Here is a 17,253-nt window from a genome sequence, read left to right as displayed (position 1 = left end):
GTCACTTGGCGTGCGGGATGGCGCGGATCCCCTCGTACGGGGTCTCCTTGCCGAGGTAGTCCACCGTTTCGAACAGACCGATCGCGTGCATCGGGTACCGGGCGCCCGCTTCCGCCGCGAAGACACAGGGAAGGATCTGCTTCCGCTCGGAGGCGGCGGCCTGGCCGCCCTTGCGGATGTGCTTGTGGGTGTGGATGAGGATCGGCATGTACCCGCCGCCGAGGAACGACCCCGACTGCAGCACCGCCCCGCCGACGCAGTCGATCACGCAGCCCTTGCCGAGGATCGCGTCGCGGCCTTGGTAGTAGTACGAAGGCGTGGCGAGCGTGCCGTGCTCCACATGGAACACACCGGCCGAGAGCCCGATGATCGACCGGCCGCAGGTGCGCAGCACCGAGCGGTAGAAGTCGACCAGGATCGGCCGGACGGTCGTGTCCGGAAGCGAGAATTCCCCGCACATCAGGGTGATGCGCACCAGCTCAGCGAGCGTGAGGCCGGAGCCGTGCTCGCCGGGGAATTCCTGGTCCCACGGCACCAGGTAGTCCGACGGCGCCACCATCGTGGTCCCGACGTCGTCGAGGATCAGCCGTTCCGCGTCGCCGACCTCCTCCGACGGCACGACGCCGCCCGCGAGGACGCGCACGGCGAGCATGTGCCTGCTCTCCAGCGTCTTCGCCCTGCTGGCCGCGATCAGCAGGTTGAGCCTGCCGGTCACCGTTTCCGGGATGTCGAAGAGATGGTCGATACCGTCGGTGGGGACGGCGATCTTCGCCTGCAGGCCGCGTTTGGGCAGCGGCTCGTAGGCGTCGACGACCTCCTGGAGGGCACCGGTGTACTCGCCCGCCCCGACCTGGACGAGCCTCTCCGCGGCCAGCGCGCGGTAATCGAAGGGGATCGAGGTCGACGTCGACAGCACGACGTCGGCGAGCAGGGCGCGATAGCGGTCGTCGTCCAACGAGGACGCGGCCAGTTCCAAGGACAGGTAAGGGGATTCGTCACCAGGCCCGTGGATCCAGCTCGCCGTGTAGGGCGCCTCGAACCGGCACGCCTTCGCGAACAACGCGCGGGCGGCGTCGTCGTTCTTGACCTGGCCGGTGACCTCGGCCAGCGCCACGTCGCGGTCCGAGACCTCGGGCAGCATGTCCTTGGCCGGCCGCAACAGTGTCGAAAGATCCTCGATGCTTCGCGTCATGCTTCGCTCCCAATTCGTGCGTACTTCTCGTTTTCCGTTGTCTGCGGGAAGGTGCCGGTGAACATCGCCGAACCCAGCGCGGCGAGGAACCGGTGCTCCGCGGGGCGGACCAGCGTGGTGCCCTCGTCGAGGTGCCGCAAAAGATCAAGCTGCGTCAGAAGTGCCTCCTTGAAATGATTGACGGCGATGCGGAAATGGCGGGCCGGGTGCCGGACGTGGACCGCGTGGATGTTCTTGTGATCGGGGTCCACCCCGAAAAACGGCTCGAAGACCAAGGTGACGTGGTTCCCGGACCGGAGTTCCACGTCCGCGAAGCGGTACCGGAACTCCGACCCGTACGGGATGACCGAAGGGGCGATGAAGTCCCGCGAAACGCTCTCGGGGAAGGCGAATCCGGCCAGTTCGGGGAAGGCGATGGCGCCGGTCGACGACGTGTAGAGCTCGATGTCGGGCAGGCCGGGAACCGTGGTCCGCACTCGCATTTCCGCCGTCACGGAAGTGGGCACCGCGCCCAGGTAGGTCCGGTACTGCTCGGCGGGCAGGATCGAGCGCAGGATGCTCAACATGTGGAAGCCCTCGTAGCCTGCTTCTCCGTACTGGGTGTCGACGAACCTGCCGTTCGCGACGTCGAGTTCCCGGTTCTTGGTGAATTCGATGGTGATCTTCTCGATCGGATCGGACTCGCCGAGCTCCCGTACGGAGGCCGCGAACCGTTGCACGGCTTCGCTGTGCCAATACACGTCGTTGACGATGATCCGGGCCCGGGGATGACGCCGGACCGTGCGGCTGAGACCGGCGATGTCCTCCGGGTAGCAAGCCGGTTTCTCCAGCAGGACACTGGCATCGGGTCGCCGCCGCAGGATCTCGTCGACGACCGCGAGATGGGTCGCCGTCGGGGTGGCGACCACCCAGGTGTCGACCGACGCCGGATCGGGTACCTGGGCGACCCGCTCCCAGTCGGCGCCCTCGCCGATGTCCACCGTGCGGATCCGGTGCCCCGCCTGGCCGTAGCAAGCGGCGTACAGCGACCCGATCTTGCCGAGCCCGACGATGACGATCGTCTGTTCAGCCAGCGACGGTGCCGACACGGGCTTCCCCTCCCCGTGACCGGATGGCGTGCCGGGCGGCGGACGTGCCCGCCGCCCGGCCGAGCACGGCACCCGCCATCAACCCGGTGCCGCCCGGATAGCCCTGGTCGTAAAGACCGCCGACGATCACGCCGGCCGCGTAGAGGCCGCTGATCGGCTCGCCGCCGCCGCGCACTTGGGCGTCCGGGGTGACGGACAGCCCGCCGTAGGTGAAGGTCAACCCGCAGACCACCGGGACGAACAGGTACGGCGGGGTGTCGAGTCGCTTTTCGTCCTGGCCCGCGTGCAGCCGCTCGATTTCGGCGGTCAGCTTCGCGGCGTCGATCCCGAGCCGCCGGGCGCCTTCCTCGATCGAGGAGACGGTCACCGACGCGGGGTCGCCGACATAGCCCTTGGGGAGCGCGCCTGCCGAGACGACCTTGTCGTCGAAGATCTGGAAGGCCGTCCTCCCCGGCTGTTCCTGGATCTTCTGGCCCAGCGTGACGTAGGTGAGGTTGCTGTAGCCGCCGGATTCGTCGAAGAACCGGCGTCCCTCCCGGTTGACCACGACGCCCAGCGGAAAGGCGTACCGGGCGAGACCGTGGGATTTGTGCATCTGCCCCGGCAGCATGTGATCGGGCAGCTCGATGCCCTGCGGCGTGGTGTGGCACTTCGCCCAGTTGCCGGCCGTGTCCGCGCCGAGCCCGACGGCCGCCGTCAGGGGAGCGCCTTCGTTGAACGGGACACCGCGCAGCTTCACGTCCCGCCACTCCTCGCCGAGGTGACGTTCACGCAGCCGGTCGTTCGCCTCGAAGCCCGCCGACGCCAGCACCAGCGCGTCGGCGATCGCCGGGAACGCGGGCCCGGAACCGTGGAGCAGGTACCGGCCGTCGGCGGTCTTCTCGAAGCCGGTGACCGCGCTGTCGTAGAAGACCGTTCCGCCGAGCCGTTCGAACCGGTCGAAGTTCCGGTCCTGCAGGCTCTGGCCGCCGCCGTCGAGGACGATCGGCACGTCACCGGGCAGCGGGGTCGGTCTCGGGGCCCAGCGCTGACCGAAGTCGCGCATCCAGGCGATCGTGTCCGTCGAACGGCGGATGATCGACTCGATGAGAGCGACGTCGACCTGATCGCCGGACGCCCGCAACCAGTCGTCGAGGTACTGCTCGTCGGTATAGCCGGGGCGGCCGTCCAATATCTCTTCGACCCGGTCCTTGTCCGCCTGCCGCAACAGGGAGGCGATGAAGGGGCTTCCGTGCCAGGAGAAACGCATGGTCCTGGTCAGGGAACTGTTCCCGCCACGCAGTTCTTTCGGCGCGGCTTCGAAGACGCCGACGGAGGTCGCGCCGGCCTGCAAAGCGGCTATCCCCGCGCAGAGCCCCGCATTACCCCCGCCGACGACGGCTATCTGCCATTCGGCCGCATCATTTCGCCCGTTATGCATCGACAACGCTCCACAATCGGTGTGTTCGCCATTGAGGGACGACCGAGTTCGAACAAGACGAGCCATACCGCCGGAGGACAGAGCGAATGCTTATGTCGACGCACGGTCACCGGGCGAATACAGGTCGATCCTGTGAACAGCTGGTCCGCTGCTGGATTCGCAGCCTTCTTTCCTCGCGTGTGCTCAGAAGGGCGGCGCACGAGGATGATCCTTCGGAATCAGTGGCCGACGCCGGTTCGGGCGACGGCAGACGTCATCCGGTCTTCAGAAGAGAGATTTCAGTGGACGCCTTCCAAGATGAACCAGACGTTTCCGCCGGGTTCACCGTCGCCCTTGACGATGATCGTGCGGATTCCTCTGGTTTGCTCATTTTCTTCGGCCCGGGATTCCCGGGCCTCCCCAGGTGTGGTCGGCGTGGGGGCCGACTGGGGCCAGCCTGACTTCCTGACCAGCACAGGGGCAACCTTCGGGTAGTTCGGCCTTGTTCGAAATCGTTCGAGTGGCCCGAACAGCAGATTCCGGCGCCGCTGAATGGCGGTATCGCGGTTCAGATCGCCTCAGTCAATCTAGAGCGATGATCGTTGAAGAGGGGGACGGCGACGGGGAGTCGCCGACGACGGTTCACCCACCGGACTCCACGGCTTCACCGGCTGAGTTCACGGCGGCACTGCGTGTATTGAGAACGTGGTCCGGATTGACTTATCGGCAGCTGGCCGGAAGGGCTAAAGAGCTCGGGGGAACACTTCCGGCGAGTACGGTCGCGACCACTCTCGGCCGCACCACATTGCCCCGCGAATCGTTCGTCGAGACGTTCACGCGCGCGTGCGGGTTGACCGACGACGAGGTGCGACGGTGGCTCGATTCCCGGACGCGGATCGCGATGGGGACCCCGCCGCGGCCCGCCGAAGAGACGAAAGTGGAAGCAGTCGCGCCGCCGGAACCCGAACCTCGACGCCGACGGCGGTGGCGGGTGCCGATGATCGTGGCCGCGATCATGAGTGTCGTGCTCGTCGGGACGATCGGCTATCTGACGCGCTCCTTCGGGGCGTCCTCCAAGGCCAAGGACACCGCGGTCGTCGTACCCGGGCTGGACGTGCGGGAGGTGGGCAGCTGGGTGCGGATCCGGCCCGCGCGCTCACCCGAGTTCTGCCTGGCCGAAGGGACGGACCGGACCCGGCTCTACTCCGGCACCATCGTCGCCCAGCAGACCTGTGGCGGTGACGCGTCGCCGCACCTGTTCCTCGACCCGGTCGGGGAAGAGAACGCCGTGCAGATCCAATGGCACCATCCGGAGACCGGGGTCGGCTGCCTCACGGTCGTGAACGAAGGACTGGGGCACGACCTGCTCGAACCCCGCGACGACTGCGACGACGATGGTACGGACCAGTTGTTCACCGTCGGCGAGGCCGGTCCGGCGGAACCGGGGCGGTTCGTCATCCGGCCCGTCGGCACCAGCCAGTGCCTCGGCCTGCGTGACCTGGACACCGTGGCGGGTACCGAGGTCGTGCGGGAACGCTGTTCGGGGGCGCCGGACCAGACCTTTCTCATCGATTTGATCCCGCCTCCGTGATCATCTGGTGCTGTCTCGTGAGTGGTTAGGACGGTTCTAACCGTCCTTCTCACTCACGAGGATTTGGCGGCGCCGGGAACCGAAGACGGCCTTTCGACGACTTGTGGGGCTGAATCATGCGGCCCGGCGAGCGGAGAGAGATGCACTGGTACCAGGACGACGACCTGTGGGTCGGCTTCGCGGACGTGATGTTCCCGCCCAGCCGGGCCGAAGAGGCCGAACGTCTGACGGCCACGTCACCGCTGCTCGAAGTCGCGGACGGCGCGAAGGTGCTCGATCTGGCCTGCGGCCCGGCGATCCACGTCGTGCCGCTGGCCAGGCGGGGCGCCGACGTGACCGGCGTCGACCTCAGCCCGGCGATGCTCGAACGCGCCCGCGAAGCCTGCGAAAGCGCGGGAGTCGCCGCGAAGCTGATCCAGGCCGACATGCTCGAATACACCGAGCCCGGCGCGTACGACCTGATCATCAACATGTACACGTCGTTCGGCTACTTCACCGACCCCGGCGACAACCTCACGGTGCTGCGAAACGCCCACGCCAGCCTCGCGCCCGGCGGCAGGCTGCTGATCGACGTGCTGGGCAAGGAAGTGCTGGCCGGCTGGGTCGGGCGGCCGAAGGCGGTCGACGTCGAAGGCGGGACGGTGTTCATGCGCGACACCATTCTCGACGACTGGACCCGCCTCGAAACCGAGTGGACCCTGGTTCGCGGCGGCGAGGCGAAGCACGCGTCGATCCTCTCCTTCTTGTACAGCGCCGCGGAACTGAAGGCGCTGTTCGAGACGGCGGGCTTCATCGGCGTCGAATGCTTCGGCGACTTCGACGGCTCGCCGTACGACAACCACGCGCGCCGCCTGATCGTGTGTGGTGAACGTGCCTGAACCGCTCCGCCTCTTCGCGGAACCGGAGGAAGACACCGCGCGCCCGCTCCGGCTCACCGGTCCGGTGCTCCTGCTTTCGGCGGCGCTCGTGCTCTCGCTGATCGCGGGCATCGCGCTCGGCCCGTCCAACGTCGCTCTCGCGGATGTCCTGCGCTACCTGGGAAAGGCGATCACCGGCGGCACCATCACCGGCGACGAGGTCACCGGGTACTCGATCGTCTGGCAGGTCCGTGCGCCGCGGGTGCTGCTGGCGGCCGTGGTCGGCGCCGGGCTCGCGGTGGTCGGGGTGGCCGTGCAGGCGCTGGTCCGCAACGCCCTCGCCGATCCGTTCGTGCTGGGGATCTCCTCGGGCGCCTCGGTCGGCGCCGCGGCCGTCGTGGTGTTCGGCCTGTTCGCCGGGCTGGGTGTGCTGGCGCTGTCGACGGCCGCCTTCCTCGGCGCGCTCGGCGCGACGGCGCTCGTGTATCTGGCCGCCCGCAGCAGATTCGGGCTGACGCCGTTGCGTCTCGTGCTCACCGGGGTCGCGCTCACGTACGCGTTCCAGGCCGTGATGAGCGTGCTCGTCTACCTCTCGCCGAACGGCCAGGCCGCGCAGACCGTGCTGTTCTGGCTGCTCGGCAGCCTCGGCTCGGCGACGTGGGCGTCACTGCCGCTGGCCGCGCTCGGGGTGGCCGTCGCGGTCGTCGTGTTGCTGCGCTACGGCACCGCGCTCGACGTCCTGTCCATGGGCGACGAGACCGCGATGAGCCTCGGCACCGACGCGGCCGCCTTGCGCCGCTGGCTGTTCCTGCTCACGGCGGTCGTCACCGGGTTGCTCGTGGCGGTCAGCGGTTCGATCGGGTTCGTCGGGCTGGTCCTGCCGCATGTGGTGCGGATGATCGCCGGTTCGGGGCATCGCCGGGTGCTGGCGCTCGCGCCGCTGGTGGGCGCGGTCTTCCTGGTGTGGGTCGATCTGCTGGCCCGCACGCTCGTCGCCCCGGAGGAACTGCCGCTCGGCGTGATCACCGCGCTGATCGGCGTCCCGGTGTTCCTCGTCGTGATGCGGCGGCGCGGCTACGCGTTCGGAGGTCGCTGATGCTGTCGTTGCGCGAACTTTCCGTCGAGGTGGCCGGGACGACGTTGCTCCGTGAGCTGCGGTTGGACGTCGGCGCGGGCGAGGTCGTCGGCCTCCTCGGCCCCAACGGCAGCGGCAAGTCGACCGCGTTGCGCTGTGTCTACCGCGCGCTGGCCCCGTCCGGCGGCGCGGTCCTGCTCGACGGGACCGACATCGCGGAGCAGGGCCTGCGCGACACCGCCCGCCGGATCGCCGCGCTCACCCAGGACAGCCGGGCGGATCTCGACTTCACCGTCGAGGAGGTCGTCGCGCTCGGCCGGTCGCCGCATCAGCGCGGCAACCTCCGGCTTTCGGCCCGTGAACGCGCGCTGTGCCGGGAAGCGTTGCGGCGGATGGACATCACCCATCTCGCGCAGCGGAGTGTGCTGACGCTTTCGGGCGGCGAACGGCAGCGCGTCCTGGTGGCGAGGGCGCTCGTGCAGGAACCGGAGCTGCTGGTCCTCGACGAGCCGACCAACCATCTCGACGTCCGCCACCAGGTGGAACTGCTGAAGTTCTTGCGCGACTGCGGGCTCACCGTGCTCGTCGCGCTGCACGATCTCAACCTCGCCGCCGCTGTCTGTCACCGGATCGCGTTGCTGCGCGCCGGATCGCTCGCCGCCTGCGGCACCCCGGCCGAGGTCCTCACGCCGGAAACCGTCCACGCCGTGTTCGGTGTCGAGGTCACCCCGGTGACCCATCCCGTGACCGGTGCGCTCCAACTGCTGTACGACCTTCCCGCCGACGAAACCGAGGGGATCTCACGATGAAGCCGTCCAGGGTGACCGCGCTCTTCGCCGCGGCACTGCTCCTGAGCGCCTGCGGTGCCCAGGTCGAAGCAGGGCCGACCGCGCCGGCACAGGCCACGGTGACGAACTGCGGCGCGCAGGTGACGTTCCCGGCGCCGCAGCGTCCGGTGGCGTACGACGTTTCCGGTGCCGAGAAGCTGTTCGCGCTCGGGCTCGCCGGCCGGATGCGCGGCTACGTGATGAACTCGCTCGGTGATCCGTCGATCGCCGGCTCACCGTGGAAGGACGACTACGCCAAGGTCGAACGGCTCGGCACTTCGCGGGTCACCCGCGAGATCCTGGTGAACGCCAAGGCGGATTGGGTGATCGCGGGCTGGAACTCCGGGTTCAGCGAGGAACGCGGGATCACGCCGAAACTGCTGGAGCAGGTCGGCATCCGCAGCTACCTGCACACCGAGACCTGCTGGGAGTATCCCACCGCGAAATCGGACGTGACACCGCTCGAAGCGCTCTACACCGACCTGCGCAACCTCGGCGACATCTTCGGCGTCCGTCAGCGTGCCGACGAACTGGTCGCGGAACTCAAGGGGCGCTTCGACAAGGTCCGCGCCGGAGCGCCGAAATCGCCGCCCGCCAAGGTGTTCGTCTACGATTCCGGCACCGATCAGCCCTTCACCGCCGGGAAACACGCCGCTCCCAACGACATCATCGAGGCCGCGGGCGGGACGAACGTCTTCCGTGAGCTGCAGGACGGCTGGGGCAGTGTCGGCTGGGAAGCGGTGGTGAAGGCCGAACCCGAGGTGATCGTCGTCGTGGATTACGCCGACCGGCCCGCGCAGGACAAGATCGCGTTCGTGAAATCCTCGCCACAGCTGAAGAACACGCCCGCCGTGCGCGACAACCGGTTCCACGTCATCTCCTACGGCGATCTCGTGAGCGGCCCGCGTAACGCGGCGGGCGCCGAGTCGCTGGCCGCGTACCTGCGCTCGATAGGCCGGTGACCGCGATGTCCGCGCTGGTCCACGAACACGTCACCGACGCGATCAAGACGCCGTCGCTGATCCGGCTCGAACCGAACGTCGTGCTGATCCGCTTCGAAACACTGAAGGTCTACGCCGCGCTCGGCGCGGTCCGGTCCTTGCTCGCCGACGGAACAGTCCGAAAAGGACAGACGCTGATCGACAGCTCCAGCGGGATCTACGCGCTCGCGCTGGCGATGGCCTGTCACCGCTACGGCCTGCGCTGCCATATCGTGGCGTCCACCACCGTCGACCTCACGATGCGTTCGCAGCTGGAGATCCTGGGCGCGACGGTGGATCAGATGCCGCCGTCGGACGATCTCCGTCTCGACCAGCGGCGCCGGGTCGCCCGCGTGCGCGAACTCCTGGACCGGTATCCGGACATGCACTGGATGCGCCAGTACCACGATCCCGTGCACTACCTTGGATACGCCGAGGTCGCCGAACTCGTCGCCCGTGCCCTGCCGTCCGGGCCGCTGACCGTCGTCGGCAGCGTGGGCACCGGCGCGTCGACCGGCGGGATCGCGCGCTCGCTGCGCGAACGCGATCCCGATGTCCGGCTGACCGGGGTCCAGCCCTTCGGCAGTGTCACCTTCGGCAGCGAACGCTTCACCGACCCGGACGCGATCATCGCGGGCATCGGCTCCGCCATCCCGTTCGACAACGTCGACCACGAGCTGTACGACCGGATCCACTGGCTGGACTTCGCGCACGCCATGGCCGCGACCGTCGGCCTGATGCGCGAGCACGCCGTGTTCGCCGGGCTGTCCACCGGCGCCGCGTACCTCGTCGCGGGCTGGGAGGCGGCGCGGAATCCGGATCGGACGCATGTGGTGATCGGCGCCGACACCGGACATCGCTACACGGCAAGGGTTTTCTCCCGGCATCGGGAGGCCGCCGACCCGGCGGGACTCGCGCCGCGCGAGATCGCATCACTGGACGAGCTCGCCCTGCCGTGGGCCGCCATGGACTGGCGGCGCCGCCGGTTCGGGAAACCCTCGCCGCGGTTGTACCGGAAGGAGCGGGCGTCGTGACCGTCGTCCTGTTGGAAGCGCTCACCTTCGGCCTGGGCAGGCTGGCGGACGCGGCGGCGGAGGCCGGGCGGAAACTGGTGCTGTTCACCGGAAACCGCGACATCTACCGCTACGAGCTCGGCGTGCTGGGGCCGGACAGGGTCGAGATCGTCGACATCGACACCACCGACATCGAGGCCTGCGAAACCGCGCTGCGCGCCATCCCGGATCTCGCCGGGATCATCAATTCGACGGACACCTGGGCACTGCCGGGCGCGGAACTCACCGCCCGGCTCGGCCTGCCCGGTCCGGACGCGGCCGCCGTCCGGGTGCTGCGGGACAAGGGCGCGGTGCGCGATCTGCTGTACGAACACGGGCTCACCCGCGGCAGGCCGGTCCCCGTCATGGTCGCCGAAGAGCTCGGATTTCCCTTGGTGGTCAAGGACTCTTCGGGAACGTCGTCGCGTGGGGTGTGGCTCGCCCGCGATCAGGCCGAACTCGACAGGGCGAGGCTGGAGGCGAAGGACACGCCGCTCAAAGGGCATCTGATCGCCGAGCCGTATTTCGCCGGCCCGCTCTACAGTGCGGAAACGGTCACCTGGCAGGGAAGGACCCGGCTGCTCGGAATCCTCTCCCGCCAGCTGTCGCCCGAACCCGTGCGGCGTGAGGAGGCCGCCGCGTTCCCGGTGGCCTTCCCCGAGGCCGAGTACGCCGGGCTCGCCGACTGGATCGGCCGCGTGCTCAAGGCCGCCGGACACGAACAGGGCTTCTCGCATACGGAATTCGTGCTCACCGCGGAAGGTCCGGAGGTCGTCGAGATCAACATCCGGATCGGCGGGGCGATGCTCGGCGAGGCGTTGTGCCGCTCGTTGGGCACCAACGTCTATTCCGCGATGATCGCCATGGCGCTGGGCGAGGAGCCCGCCTTGCTCACCCAAAAGGTCGGGGGAGGGCCGGGGATCGGGTTCGTTCTGGCGTATCCGGCCGCGGAAGGCGTGCTGAAGGGCTGGTCGGGGCTCGACGGATTGCCAGGGCTGCCAGGCGCGCCGGAGTGGTACCCGACGGCGAGCCCCGGGGACGAGATCCGGCATCTCGCGGATCAGCGGTCGTGCACCGGGATCGTCCTCGCCGAAGGACCGACGGCGGAGCTCGCGCTGCATCGCGCGCTCGCCGCGGCGGGCGGGATCACGCCGGAGATCGATTCTTGAGAGTCCTCTCAGATGGATAGTTCTACTTTCTGCTTTGGGAAGTGGAACTATCCATCTGGAGGGAACTGTGGGCGAAGCAGTGGGCAGGCGCGCGGTGCTCGGGGGCGCGGCGGCGGCCGGTGTCGCGATGCTGGCCGCGAACACGGCCGCGGCGGGAGAAGACCGGCGGCGGTTCGCGGGCAAGGTCGTGATCGTCACCGGGGCGACGTCGGGGATCGGCCGCGCGACGGCCATCGCCTTCGCCGCGGCCGGGGCGAAGGTCGGTTTCTGCGGCAGGCGGGAAGAACTCGGCCGCGGGGTCGAGCGGGAGATCCGCCGCGCCGGCGGGGAGGCGACCTATTTCCGGGCGGATGTCCGGGTCCCGGAACAGGTGCAGGCCTTCGTGGACGGCGTCGCCCGCCGGTACGGCAGGCTCGACATCGCGTTCAACAACGCCGGGATCCATCTCGGCAAGCCGCTGCACGAGATCTCCGTCGACGAATGGGAGAACGTGCAGCGCACCAACGCGCGCGGCGTGTTCCTCTCGATCAAGTACGAGGTGCCGCATCTGCTGAACGCGGGTGGCGGGGTGATCGTCTGCACCGCGTCCGCGCAGGCCGACCAGACCAGGCCGGGGCACGCCGCCTACACCTCGAGCAAACGCGCCGTGCAGGGTCTCGTGCGCGCGGCCGCGCTGGACTACGGGGCGAAGGGGATCCGGGTGCTGTCGATAGATCCGGGAACGGTCGACACCCAGCTGGTGCGCCCGCCGGGGATTCCGGACGACCAGTGGGCGCGGTTCAAGGAGGCCTGGGGAACGCTGAACGTCCACGGCCTGCCCAGGATGGGCGAGACGGCGGACATCGCTTCCGCCGTCCTCGCTCTGGCGTCACCGGATTTCGGTTACCTGACCGGGACTTCCGTGCTCGTCGACGGTGGGTTGAACACCGGGCGGCCGATGGTCATGCCGCCCGGCTTCACGCCTCCGGGCTGAGGGGTTCTGTTGCGGGGTGGGGCAACGTCCGGGGAGGCGGGACCGAGAGTGGCCGGTCCGGGCGGTGGTGAAGGTCGGTCGGGTGGGTGGCGTGTGACGCTGATTGTGGTGTCCCCAATGTCGCATCCGTGACGGTGAGCGTCACAGGTGCGACATTGGGGACACCGCGTCACCGGAGGGCCGGTCATGCTCGGCCCGAATCGCAAGCGGCGACGCGGCCGGCAGTCATACGACTCTTGCCGGGCCTTGGCGTCGAGCGCTGCGAAGGGCCTTCGGGACGTCCGATCGCCCCCCTGACCTGCGGGAAGAGAGCAAGGGACCTTTGCTACCACTCGGGGCTCTCCCTGGGTGAAAGTCCGTGAGGGCCTCCTTCCCTACCCTCAAAGTAGGGAAGGAGGCCCTCACGGCATCGCCGACCTGGCTTCGACGAGACACAACGCGTCGCGAAAGCCACTTTCGCGACGTGTGATGTCCCGAAAGTGGCTTTCGCGACACGGTGGGGGACGGTCGCGAGCCGGCCGTCCACCGCGCGCGAAACCTTACCGCTCAAGAGTCCTCAAGCGGGCTTGCATTTCTTGGCCTCAGCGGCGGCGGCCATCAGCTCCGGAGTCTCGATTTTGAGCGCCGGCAGGAGATCGGGGGTTTCCGTGACCGGTTTCTGCGTGGCGTCCATCGCCTTGATGGCCGCGTCCATGGCGGCTTCGTTCCCCGACTTCTCCAACCGCTGCTTGCCCTCGGTCGCCGCGTCCCTCGCGGCGGCGAACCGGTCCACAAGGGACTTCTTCACCGTGTCGCCGCCGGGAATCGGCGACGGGGGCAGTGCGGTCAGATCGTCGACGGCCTTGCCCGCGAATCCCGCGCGGTTCCCCAGTTCCTCCTTCAGCGCGCCGCGGGTCACCTCGGTTCCCGACCGTGGCTTGGCCGAGTAATCGCTGGAAGCCTTCATGTAGCCGTACACCGCGCCGCACACTCCGTCGAGCCAGGCGACGGTCTTGGCGTCCGGCCCGGCGGGTGGCTTCGGCACCGAGGACGACGGGGTGACGGTGACCGTCGCGGGGGCCGATGGCGGTTCCCCGGAACAGGCTGTCGTCACGAAAAGTGTCAGGGCGATGAGCAAGAATTTCGTCTTCATGGGATCCCCTCCGGGGTGAACACGCGCCGGAGGGGCGGAGGGTTGCCCTCAGCCGCAGCCGCCCATGACCCGGGCCAGTTCCGCCGGCTGAAGCGGGGGCTCCGGCAGCGGATTCGCGGCGGGTGCCCGCATTCCGTCGAACAGCAGCGCGAGGTGCCGTCGCCAGACCTCCGGCCGGACGGTCGCGGTCGCTTCCACGGTGCGCGCGATCCCCCAGGTCACGAAGGCTATGTCTTCGAGGGTGAAGTCGTCGCGCAGGGCGCCGCTCTCCTTGGCGCGTTCGACGATCCGGGTCATGAGTTCGTAACCGTGTTCGAGGTCTTCGGCCTGCGGTGGGCGCGTCGAGGCCAGTTCGTTGTAGCCGCGATCGGCGGCCTGCAGTTCGCAGACCCGTTCGACGAACGAGGTCAAGCCGGTCCAGGGGTCGTCGAGGGAGAGCGCGTGTTCGGCCAGTTTCGCGACGGTTTCGGTCCGGTCGGCGAATACGGCGTTCACCAGATCCGCGCGCTGCGGGAAGTGGTTGTACAGCGTGCCGATGCTGACGCCGGCGGTCTTGGCGATCTCTTCCAGCGCGACGTCGAGGCCGCGTGCCGCGTAGAGGCCCCTGGCCGCCTCGATCAGCAGGTCGCGGTTGCGCCGGGCGTCCTTCCGCAGGGGTTTGGCCATGACCGCATCGTAGTCAAGTTGAAGGTGCCCTCAAGTTATCGGTATAAGTTGAGGAGGACCTCAACTTAATCTGGAGGACAGATGACCAAGACACTCGCGATCTTCGGCGCCGGACCGGTGCTGGGGCTTTCGCTCGCCCGCCGGTTCGGCCGCGAGGGCTTCCGGATCGCCCTCGTCGCGCGCACCACCGAGAACCTCGACGCGCTCGTCGCCGAACTCGCCCGCGACGGCATCGAGGCGAGCGGGTTCGCCGCCGATGTCTACGAACCGGATCAGATCGACGCCGCCGTCGCCGCCATCGGCCGGATCGACGCGGTCGCGTTCAACCCCGGCGGCGGGACCATGGGCGAGGGCATCGTGCCCGTGCTCGACGTGGATCCGGAAAACCTGCGGCTCATCCTCGACCGTTTCCTGGTGTCCGCGGTGGCACTCGTGCGCGCCGTGCTGCCGGACATGACCGAGCGCGGCGACGGCGCGATCCTGTTCACCGCCGGGCAATCCGGCCTGCACCCGGCGCCCTTCCTCGGCAACGTCGGCATGGCGCAGGCCGCGCTGCGGAACTACTTCCACAACCTGAACGCCGTGCTCGCGGAGAAGGGGGTCTACGCCGGGGCCGTCAACGTCGGCGCGCTGATCGAGGGCAGCGTGCCCCATCGGGCACTCACCGCGAGCCCCATGGACTTCGAGCCCGAGGTGATCCACCCGGACGTCTTCGCCGATGCCTTCTGGAAGCTTTACGAGACGCGCGAAGCTCCCGAAGCGCTCGTCGGGGCTTTCGGGAGGTAGCCGTCATCCCCACGGAGTACGGCCGGATGTACCACTGTGGACGGATGTGACCGCCCGGCCCCGTGCCCACAATCGGGGAAACGGACAAGGGAGGCCCCGGTGGGGAAGACGATCGTCGACATCAGCCCGTCGCTGGACGGGTACGTGGCGGGGGAAGGCGTCGGTGTGGACGCGCCGTTCGGGACCGCGGGACAGCGGCTCACCGCGTGGAGCATGGAGGATCCGGACGACGCCGACAAGGCGGCGGCCAGGGTGATGTTCGAGAACACCGGCGCGTTCGTCATCGGCCGGACGCTGTTCGACGTGGGGATCGGGCTGTGGGGCGAGGACGGGACCTGGGGGATGCCGGTGTACGTCGTCACCCATCGTCCCGGACCCGATCTGGTGAAGGGACCGACGCGGTTCTCGTTCGTCGACGGCGTCGAGGAGGCGCTCCGGCGGGCGAAGGAGACGGCGGCCGGGCGTGACGTCGTGATCGCGGGCGGGGCTTCGGTCGTCCAGCAGGCGCTCGCCGGTGGCCAGGTCGACGAATTGCGGCTGCATATCGTGCCGGAGCTGGTCGGCGGCGGCACCCGCTTGTTCGAGGGCGCGGATCCCGCGTCCCTCGTTCAGGTGAGTGCGGCCGCCGGAAGGCACGCGGTGCATGTGACCTACCGCGTCGAGGGGCGCGGCTAGTTCACCGGCCGGGCTCGGGTGGGCTGACCAGGCCGTGTCGATAGGCCATGGCGACCAGCTGAGCCCGGTCCCGCGCGCCGAGTTTGCTCAGCGCGCGGCTGACGTGGGTCTTGGTCGTCGCCATGCTGATGAACAACCGGGCGGTGATCTCCGCGTTGCTCAGTCCTTCGGCGACGAGCGCGACGACTTCCCGTTCCCGCACGGTGAGTTCGGCGAACACCGTGTCGTCCACCGTCGGTGGCGCGGGGGTGACGAGCCGCGCGATCAGCCTCCGGGTCAGCCCGGGGGCCAGCAGCTCCTCGCCGCCCGCCACCACCCGGATCCCGTGCAGGAGCTGGGCGGGCGCGGTGTTCTTGAGTAGGAAACCGCTCGCGCCCGCGGTGATACCCGCGACCGCGTACTCCTCGGTGTCGAAGGTGGTGAGGATGAGCACGCGCACCGCCGAAAGCTCCGGGTTCGCGGTGATCCGCCGGATGCCCTCGATCCCGTCGGTGCCGGGCATCTGCACGTCCATCAGGACCACGTCGGGGCGGAGCCGCTCGGCGAGGGCGGCCGCGGTGGCCCCGTCGCCCGCCTCGCCGACGACTTCCATGTCGTCCTCGGACTCCACGAGCACCCGGAAGCCCGCCCGGACCAGGGACTGGTCGTCGGCGATGAGCACCCGGATCGGCATCAGCGGTCCACCGGCAGCGTGGCGGTGACTTCGAAGGTCTCACCGGACCGCGCCGCGCGCAGGGTGCCGCCCAAGGCGGTGGCCCGCGAGCGCAGCCCGGAGATCCCGTTGCCCCCGGTGGGAGACGAGGCGCTCTCGCCCGCTCCGTCGTTGCGAACCCCGATCTCCAGCACGTCGTCACCATAGAGCAGACAGACCCGGATCGACGTCGGCCGCGCGTGCCGCCGCGCGTTGGTCAGTGCTTCCTGGACGGTCCGGAACGCGGCCAGGTCCACCCGCGGCGGCAAGGGACGGCGTTCACCCGTCACCACGAGTTCCACCGGGACACCGGTCGCCCGCGTCACGTCCAGCAGGGTCTCCAGCCGCGAGAGGCCGCCGCGGTCGGCCGCGGTTCCGTCGACACGAAGCATGCCGAGCAGCGCTTGGACTTCGGCCAGCCCTTCGTCGCTGATCGTCTTGATGGTGCGCAGCGCCGCCGCGCCCTGTGCCGGATTCCGTTCCAGCACATGGGTCGCGACGCCCGCCTGCACGCTGATCGTCACCATGGTGTGGCCGACCACGTCGTGCAGTTCGCGGGCGATCTCCAGCCGCTGTTCGGTTTCCCGCAATCGGTCTCGCAGTGCCCGTTCCCGTGCGCCCGCGGCGTACGCGCGGTGGTAGTGGACGGCGGAACCGAGGGCCACCGCGGCCAGTTCCAGCGAAAGCGCGTTCACCGCCCGGTCGTCGAACCACGCCACGCCAAGGGTTCCGTGCACCACGACGGTGGACACCGCGGCGGTGACCGCCCAGGCCGCCGCGCCGAGCCGCCAGCCGCGTTCGGCGGCGACGGTGTAGCAGGCGATCAGCGCCGCCACGGTGATCAGCCTGCCGGGGAAGTCGAGGACGAACCACGCCGCGACGACCGCGTTGACGGCCACGAGCACCCCGAACGGGAACATCCGGCGCGCGGTGAGCAGCGCGGCCAGCAGCACGAGCAGGACGGCACCGAGCGGGCCGAGCGTTCCTTCCGGTCCGCTCGGCCCGATCCGCGTCACCGCCGAGACGGCCACGAGCGCCGCCACGCCGATCCCGGTCGCGGTCTCGGCCGTCGTGGGTCGTCTCACGCTCATCAGGACCTC

The 17,253-nt window shown here is 69.0% G+C and carries 17 protein-coding genes; 10 read left to right on the top strand and 7 right to left on the bottom strand.

Annotation, left to right across the window (positions count from 1 at the left end):
- Position 1 precedes the first annotated feature (1 nt).
- Genes ACFWIW_RS18475 through ACFWIW_RS18465 form a run of 3 tightly spaced genes read right to left on the bottom strand, consistent with a single transcriptional unit; the run spans position 2 to position 3,700 of the window.
- Positions 2–1,192: a hypothetical protein gene (locus tag ACFWIW_RS18475; protein WP_378369532.1), complete on the bottom strand. Its 1,191-nt coding sequence runs from the start codon at positions 1,190–1,192 to the stop codon at positions 2–4.
- Positions 1,189–2,280 carry a hypothetical protein gene (locus ACFWIW_RS18470; protein ID WP_378369531.1) on the bottom strand — a complete coding sequence of 364 codons (1,092 nt, stop codon included), beginning with the start codon at positions 2,278–2,280 and terminating at the stop codon, positions 1,189–1,191. The genes ACFWIW_RS18475 and ACFWIW_RS18470 overlap by 4 nt, the downstream gene beginning before the upstream one ends.
- Complete coding sequence (locus ACFWIW_RS18465; protein WP_378369530.1) at positions 2,258–3,700, bottom strand: FAD-binding protein; 1,443 nt, start codon at positions 3,698–3,700, stop codon at positions 2,258–2,260. The genes ACFWIW_RS18470 and ACFWIW_RS18465 overlap by 23 nt, the downstream gene beginning before the upstream one ends.
- Positions 3,701–4,274: 574 nt before the next feature.
- On the opposite strand from ACFWIW_RS18465, the gene ACFWIW_RS18460 reads away from it, so the two are divergent.
- From ACFWIW_RS18460 to ACFWIW_RS18425, 8 genes are all read left to right on the top strand, one after another.
- Positions 4,275–5,270: a helix-turn-helix domain-containing protein gene (locus tag ACFWIW_RS18460; protein ID WP_378369529.1), complete on the top strand. Its 996-nt coding sequence runs from the start codon at positions 4,275–4,277 to the stop codon at positions 5,268–5,270.
- Positions 5,271–5,410: 140 nt separating this feature from the next.
- Positions 5,411–6,148, top strand: a complete 738-nt coding sequence (locus ACFWIW_RS18455) for a class I SAM-dependent methyltransferase (protein WP_378369528.1) — start codon at positions 5,411–5,413, stop codon at positions 6,146–6,148.
- Positions 6,132–7,223 carry a FecCD family ABC transporter permease gene (locus ACFWIW_RS18450; RefSeq protein WP_378369527.1) on the top strand — a complete coding sequence of 364 codons (1,092 nt, stop codon included), beginning with the start codon at positions 6,132–6,134 and terminating at the stop codon, positions 7,221–7,223. Before ACFWIW_RS18455 ends, ACFWIW_RS18450 begins: the two co-directional genes overlap by 17 nt.
- On the top strand, positions 7,223–8,011 hold the full coding sequence (locus tag ACFWIW_RS18445) for an ABC transporter ATP-binding protein (RefSeq protein ID WP_378369526.1): 789 nt from the start codon (positions 7,223–7,225) through the stop codon (positions 8,009–8,011). Before ACFWIW_RS18450 ends, ACFWIW_RS18445 begins: the two co-directional genes overlap by 1 nt.
- Positions 8,008–8,991 (top strand): ABC transporter substrate-binding protein, encoded by a 984-nt coding sequence (locus ACFWIW_RS18440; protein WP_378369525.1) that lies wholly within the window; start codon positions 8,008–8,010, stop codon positions 8,989–8,991. Before ACFWIW_RS18445 ends, ACFWIW_RS18440 begins: the two co-directional genes overlap by 4 nt.
- On the top strand, positions 8,988–10,043 hold the full coding sequence (locus ACFWIW_RS18435) for a cysteine synthase family protein (protein ID WP_378369524.1): 1,056 nt from the start codon (positions 8,988–8,990) through the stop codon (positions 10,041–10,043). The genes ACFWIW_RS18440 and ACFWIW_RS18435 overlap by 4 nt, the downstream gene beginning before the upstream one ends.
- Positions 10,040–11,230, top strand: a complete 1,191-nt coding sequence (locus ACFWIW_RS18430; RefSeq protein ID WP_378369523.1) for an ATP-grasp domain-containing protein — start codon at positions 10,040–10,042, stop codon at positions 11,228–11,230. Before ACFWIW_RS18435 ends, ACFWIW_RS18430 begins: the two co-directional genes overlap by 4 nt.
- 67 nt (positions 11,231–11,297) lie before the next feature.
- Positions 11,298–12,203: an SDR family NAD(P)-dependent oxidoreductase gene (locus tag ACFWIW_RS18425; RefSeq protein WP_378369522.1), complete on the top strand. Its 906-nt coding sequence runs from the start codon at positions 11,298–11,300 to the stop codon at positions 12,201–12,203.
- Between the two features lie 556 nt (positions 12,204–12,759).
- Here the strand turns inward: ACFWIW_RS18425 and ACFWIW_RS18420 are convergent.
- Together ACFWIW_RS18420 and ACFWIW_RS18415 are read right to left on the bottom strand one after the other, a co-directional pair.
- Positions 12,760–13,335, bottom strand: a complete 576-nt coding sequence (locus tag ACFWIW_RS18420; protein WP_378369521.1) for a hypothetical protein — start codon at positions 13,333–13,335, stop codon at positions 12,760–12,762.
- Between the two features lie 48 nt (positions 13,336–13,383).
- Positions 13,384–14,001, bottom strand: a complete 618-nt coding sequence (locus ACFWIW_RS18415; RefSeq protein ID WP_378369520.1) for a TetR/AcrR family transcriptional regulator — start codon at positions 13,999–14,001, stop codon at positions 13,384–13,386.
- Positions 14,002–14,082: 81 nt separating this feature from the next.
- On the opposite strand from ACFWIW_RS18415, the gene ACFWIW_RS18410 reads away from it, so the two are divergent.
- Together ACFWIW_RS18410 and ACFWIW_RS18405 are read left to right on the top strand one after the other, a co-directional pair.
- Positions 14,083–14,787 (top strand): SDR family NAD(P)-dependent oxidoreductase, encoded by a 705-nt coding sequence (locus ACFWIW_RS18410; protein WP_378369519.1) that lies wholly within the window; start codon positions 14,083–14,085, stop codon positions 14,785–14,787.
- Positions 14,788–14,886: 99 nt separating this feature from the next.
- On the top strand, positions 14,887–15,462 hold the full coding sequence (locus ACFWIW_RS18405; protein WP_378369518.1) for a dihydrofolate reductase family protein: 576 nt from the start codon (positions 14,887–14,889) through the stop codon (positions 15,460–15,462).
- A gap of 1 nt (position 15,463) precedes the next feature.
- On the opposite strand, the gene ACFWIW_RS18400 is transcribed toward ACFWIW_RS18405, so the two are convergent.
- Both ACFWIW_RS18400 and ACFWIW_RS18395 read right to left on the bottom strand, forming a co-directional pair.
- Entirely contained in the window at positions 15,464–16,135 is a 672-nt protein-coding gene (locus ACFWIW_RS18400; RefSeq protein ID WP_378369517.1) for a response regulator, read from the bottom strand.
- Positions 16,135–17,244, bottom strand: coding sequence for a sensor histidine kinase (locus ACFWIW_RS18395; protein ID WP_378369516.1), 1,110 nt, complete (start codon positions 17,242–17,244; stop codon positions 16,135–16,137). The genes ACFWIW_RS18400 and ACFWIW_RS18395 overlap by 1 nt, the downstream gene beginning before the upstream one ends.
- Positions 17,245–17,253 lie beyond the last annotated feature (9 nt).

This window comes from Amycolatopsis sp. NPDC058340, from assembly GCF_042723975.1.
Lineage (GTDB): Bacteria > Actinomycetota > Actinomycetes > Mycobacteriales > Pseudonocardiaceae > Amycolatopsis.
This window is presented reverse-complemented; position numbering and strand designations above follow the sequence as displayed.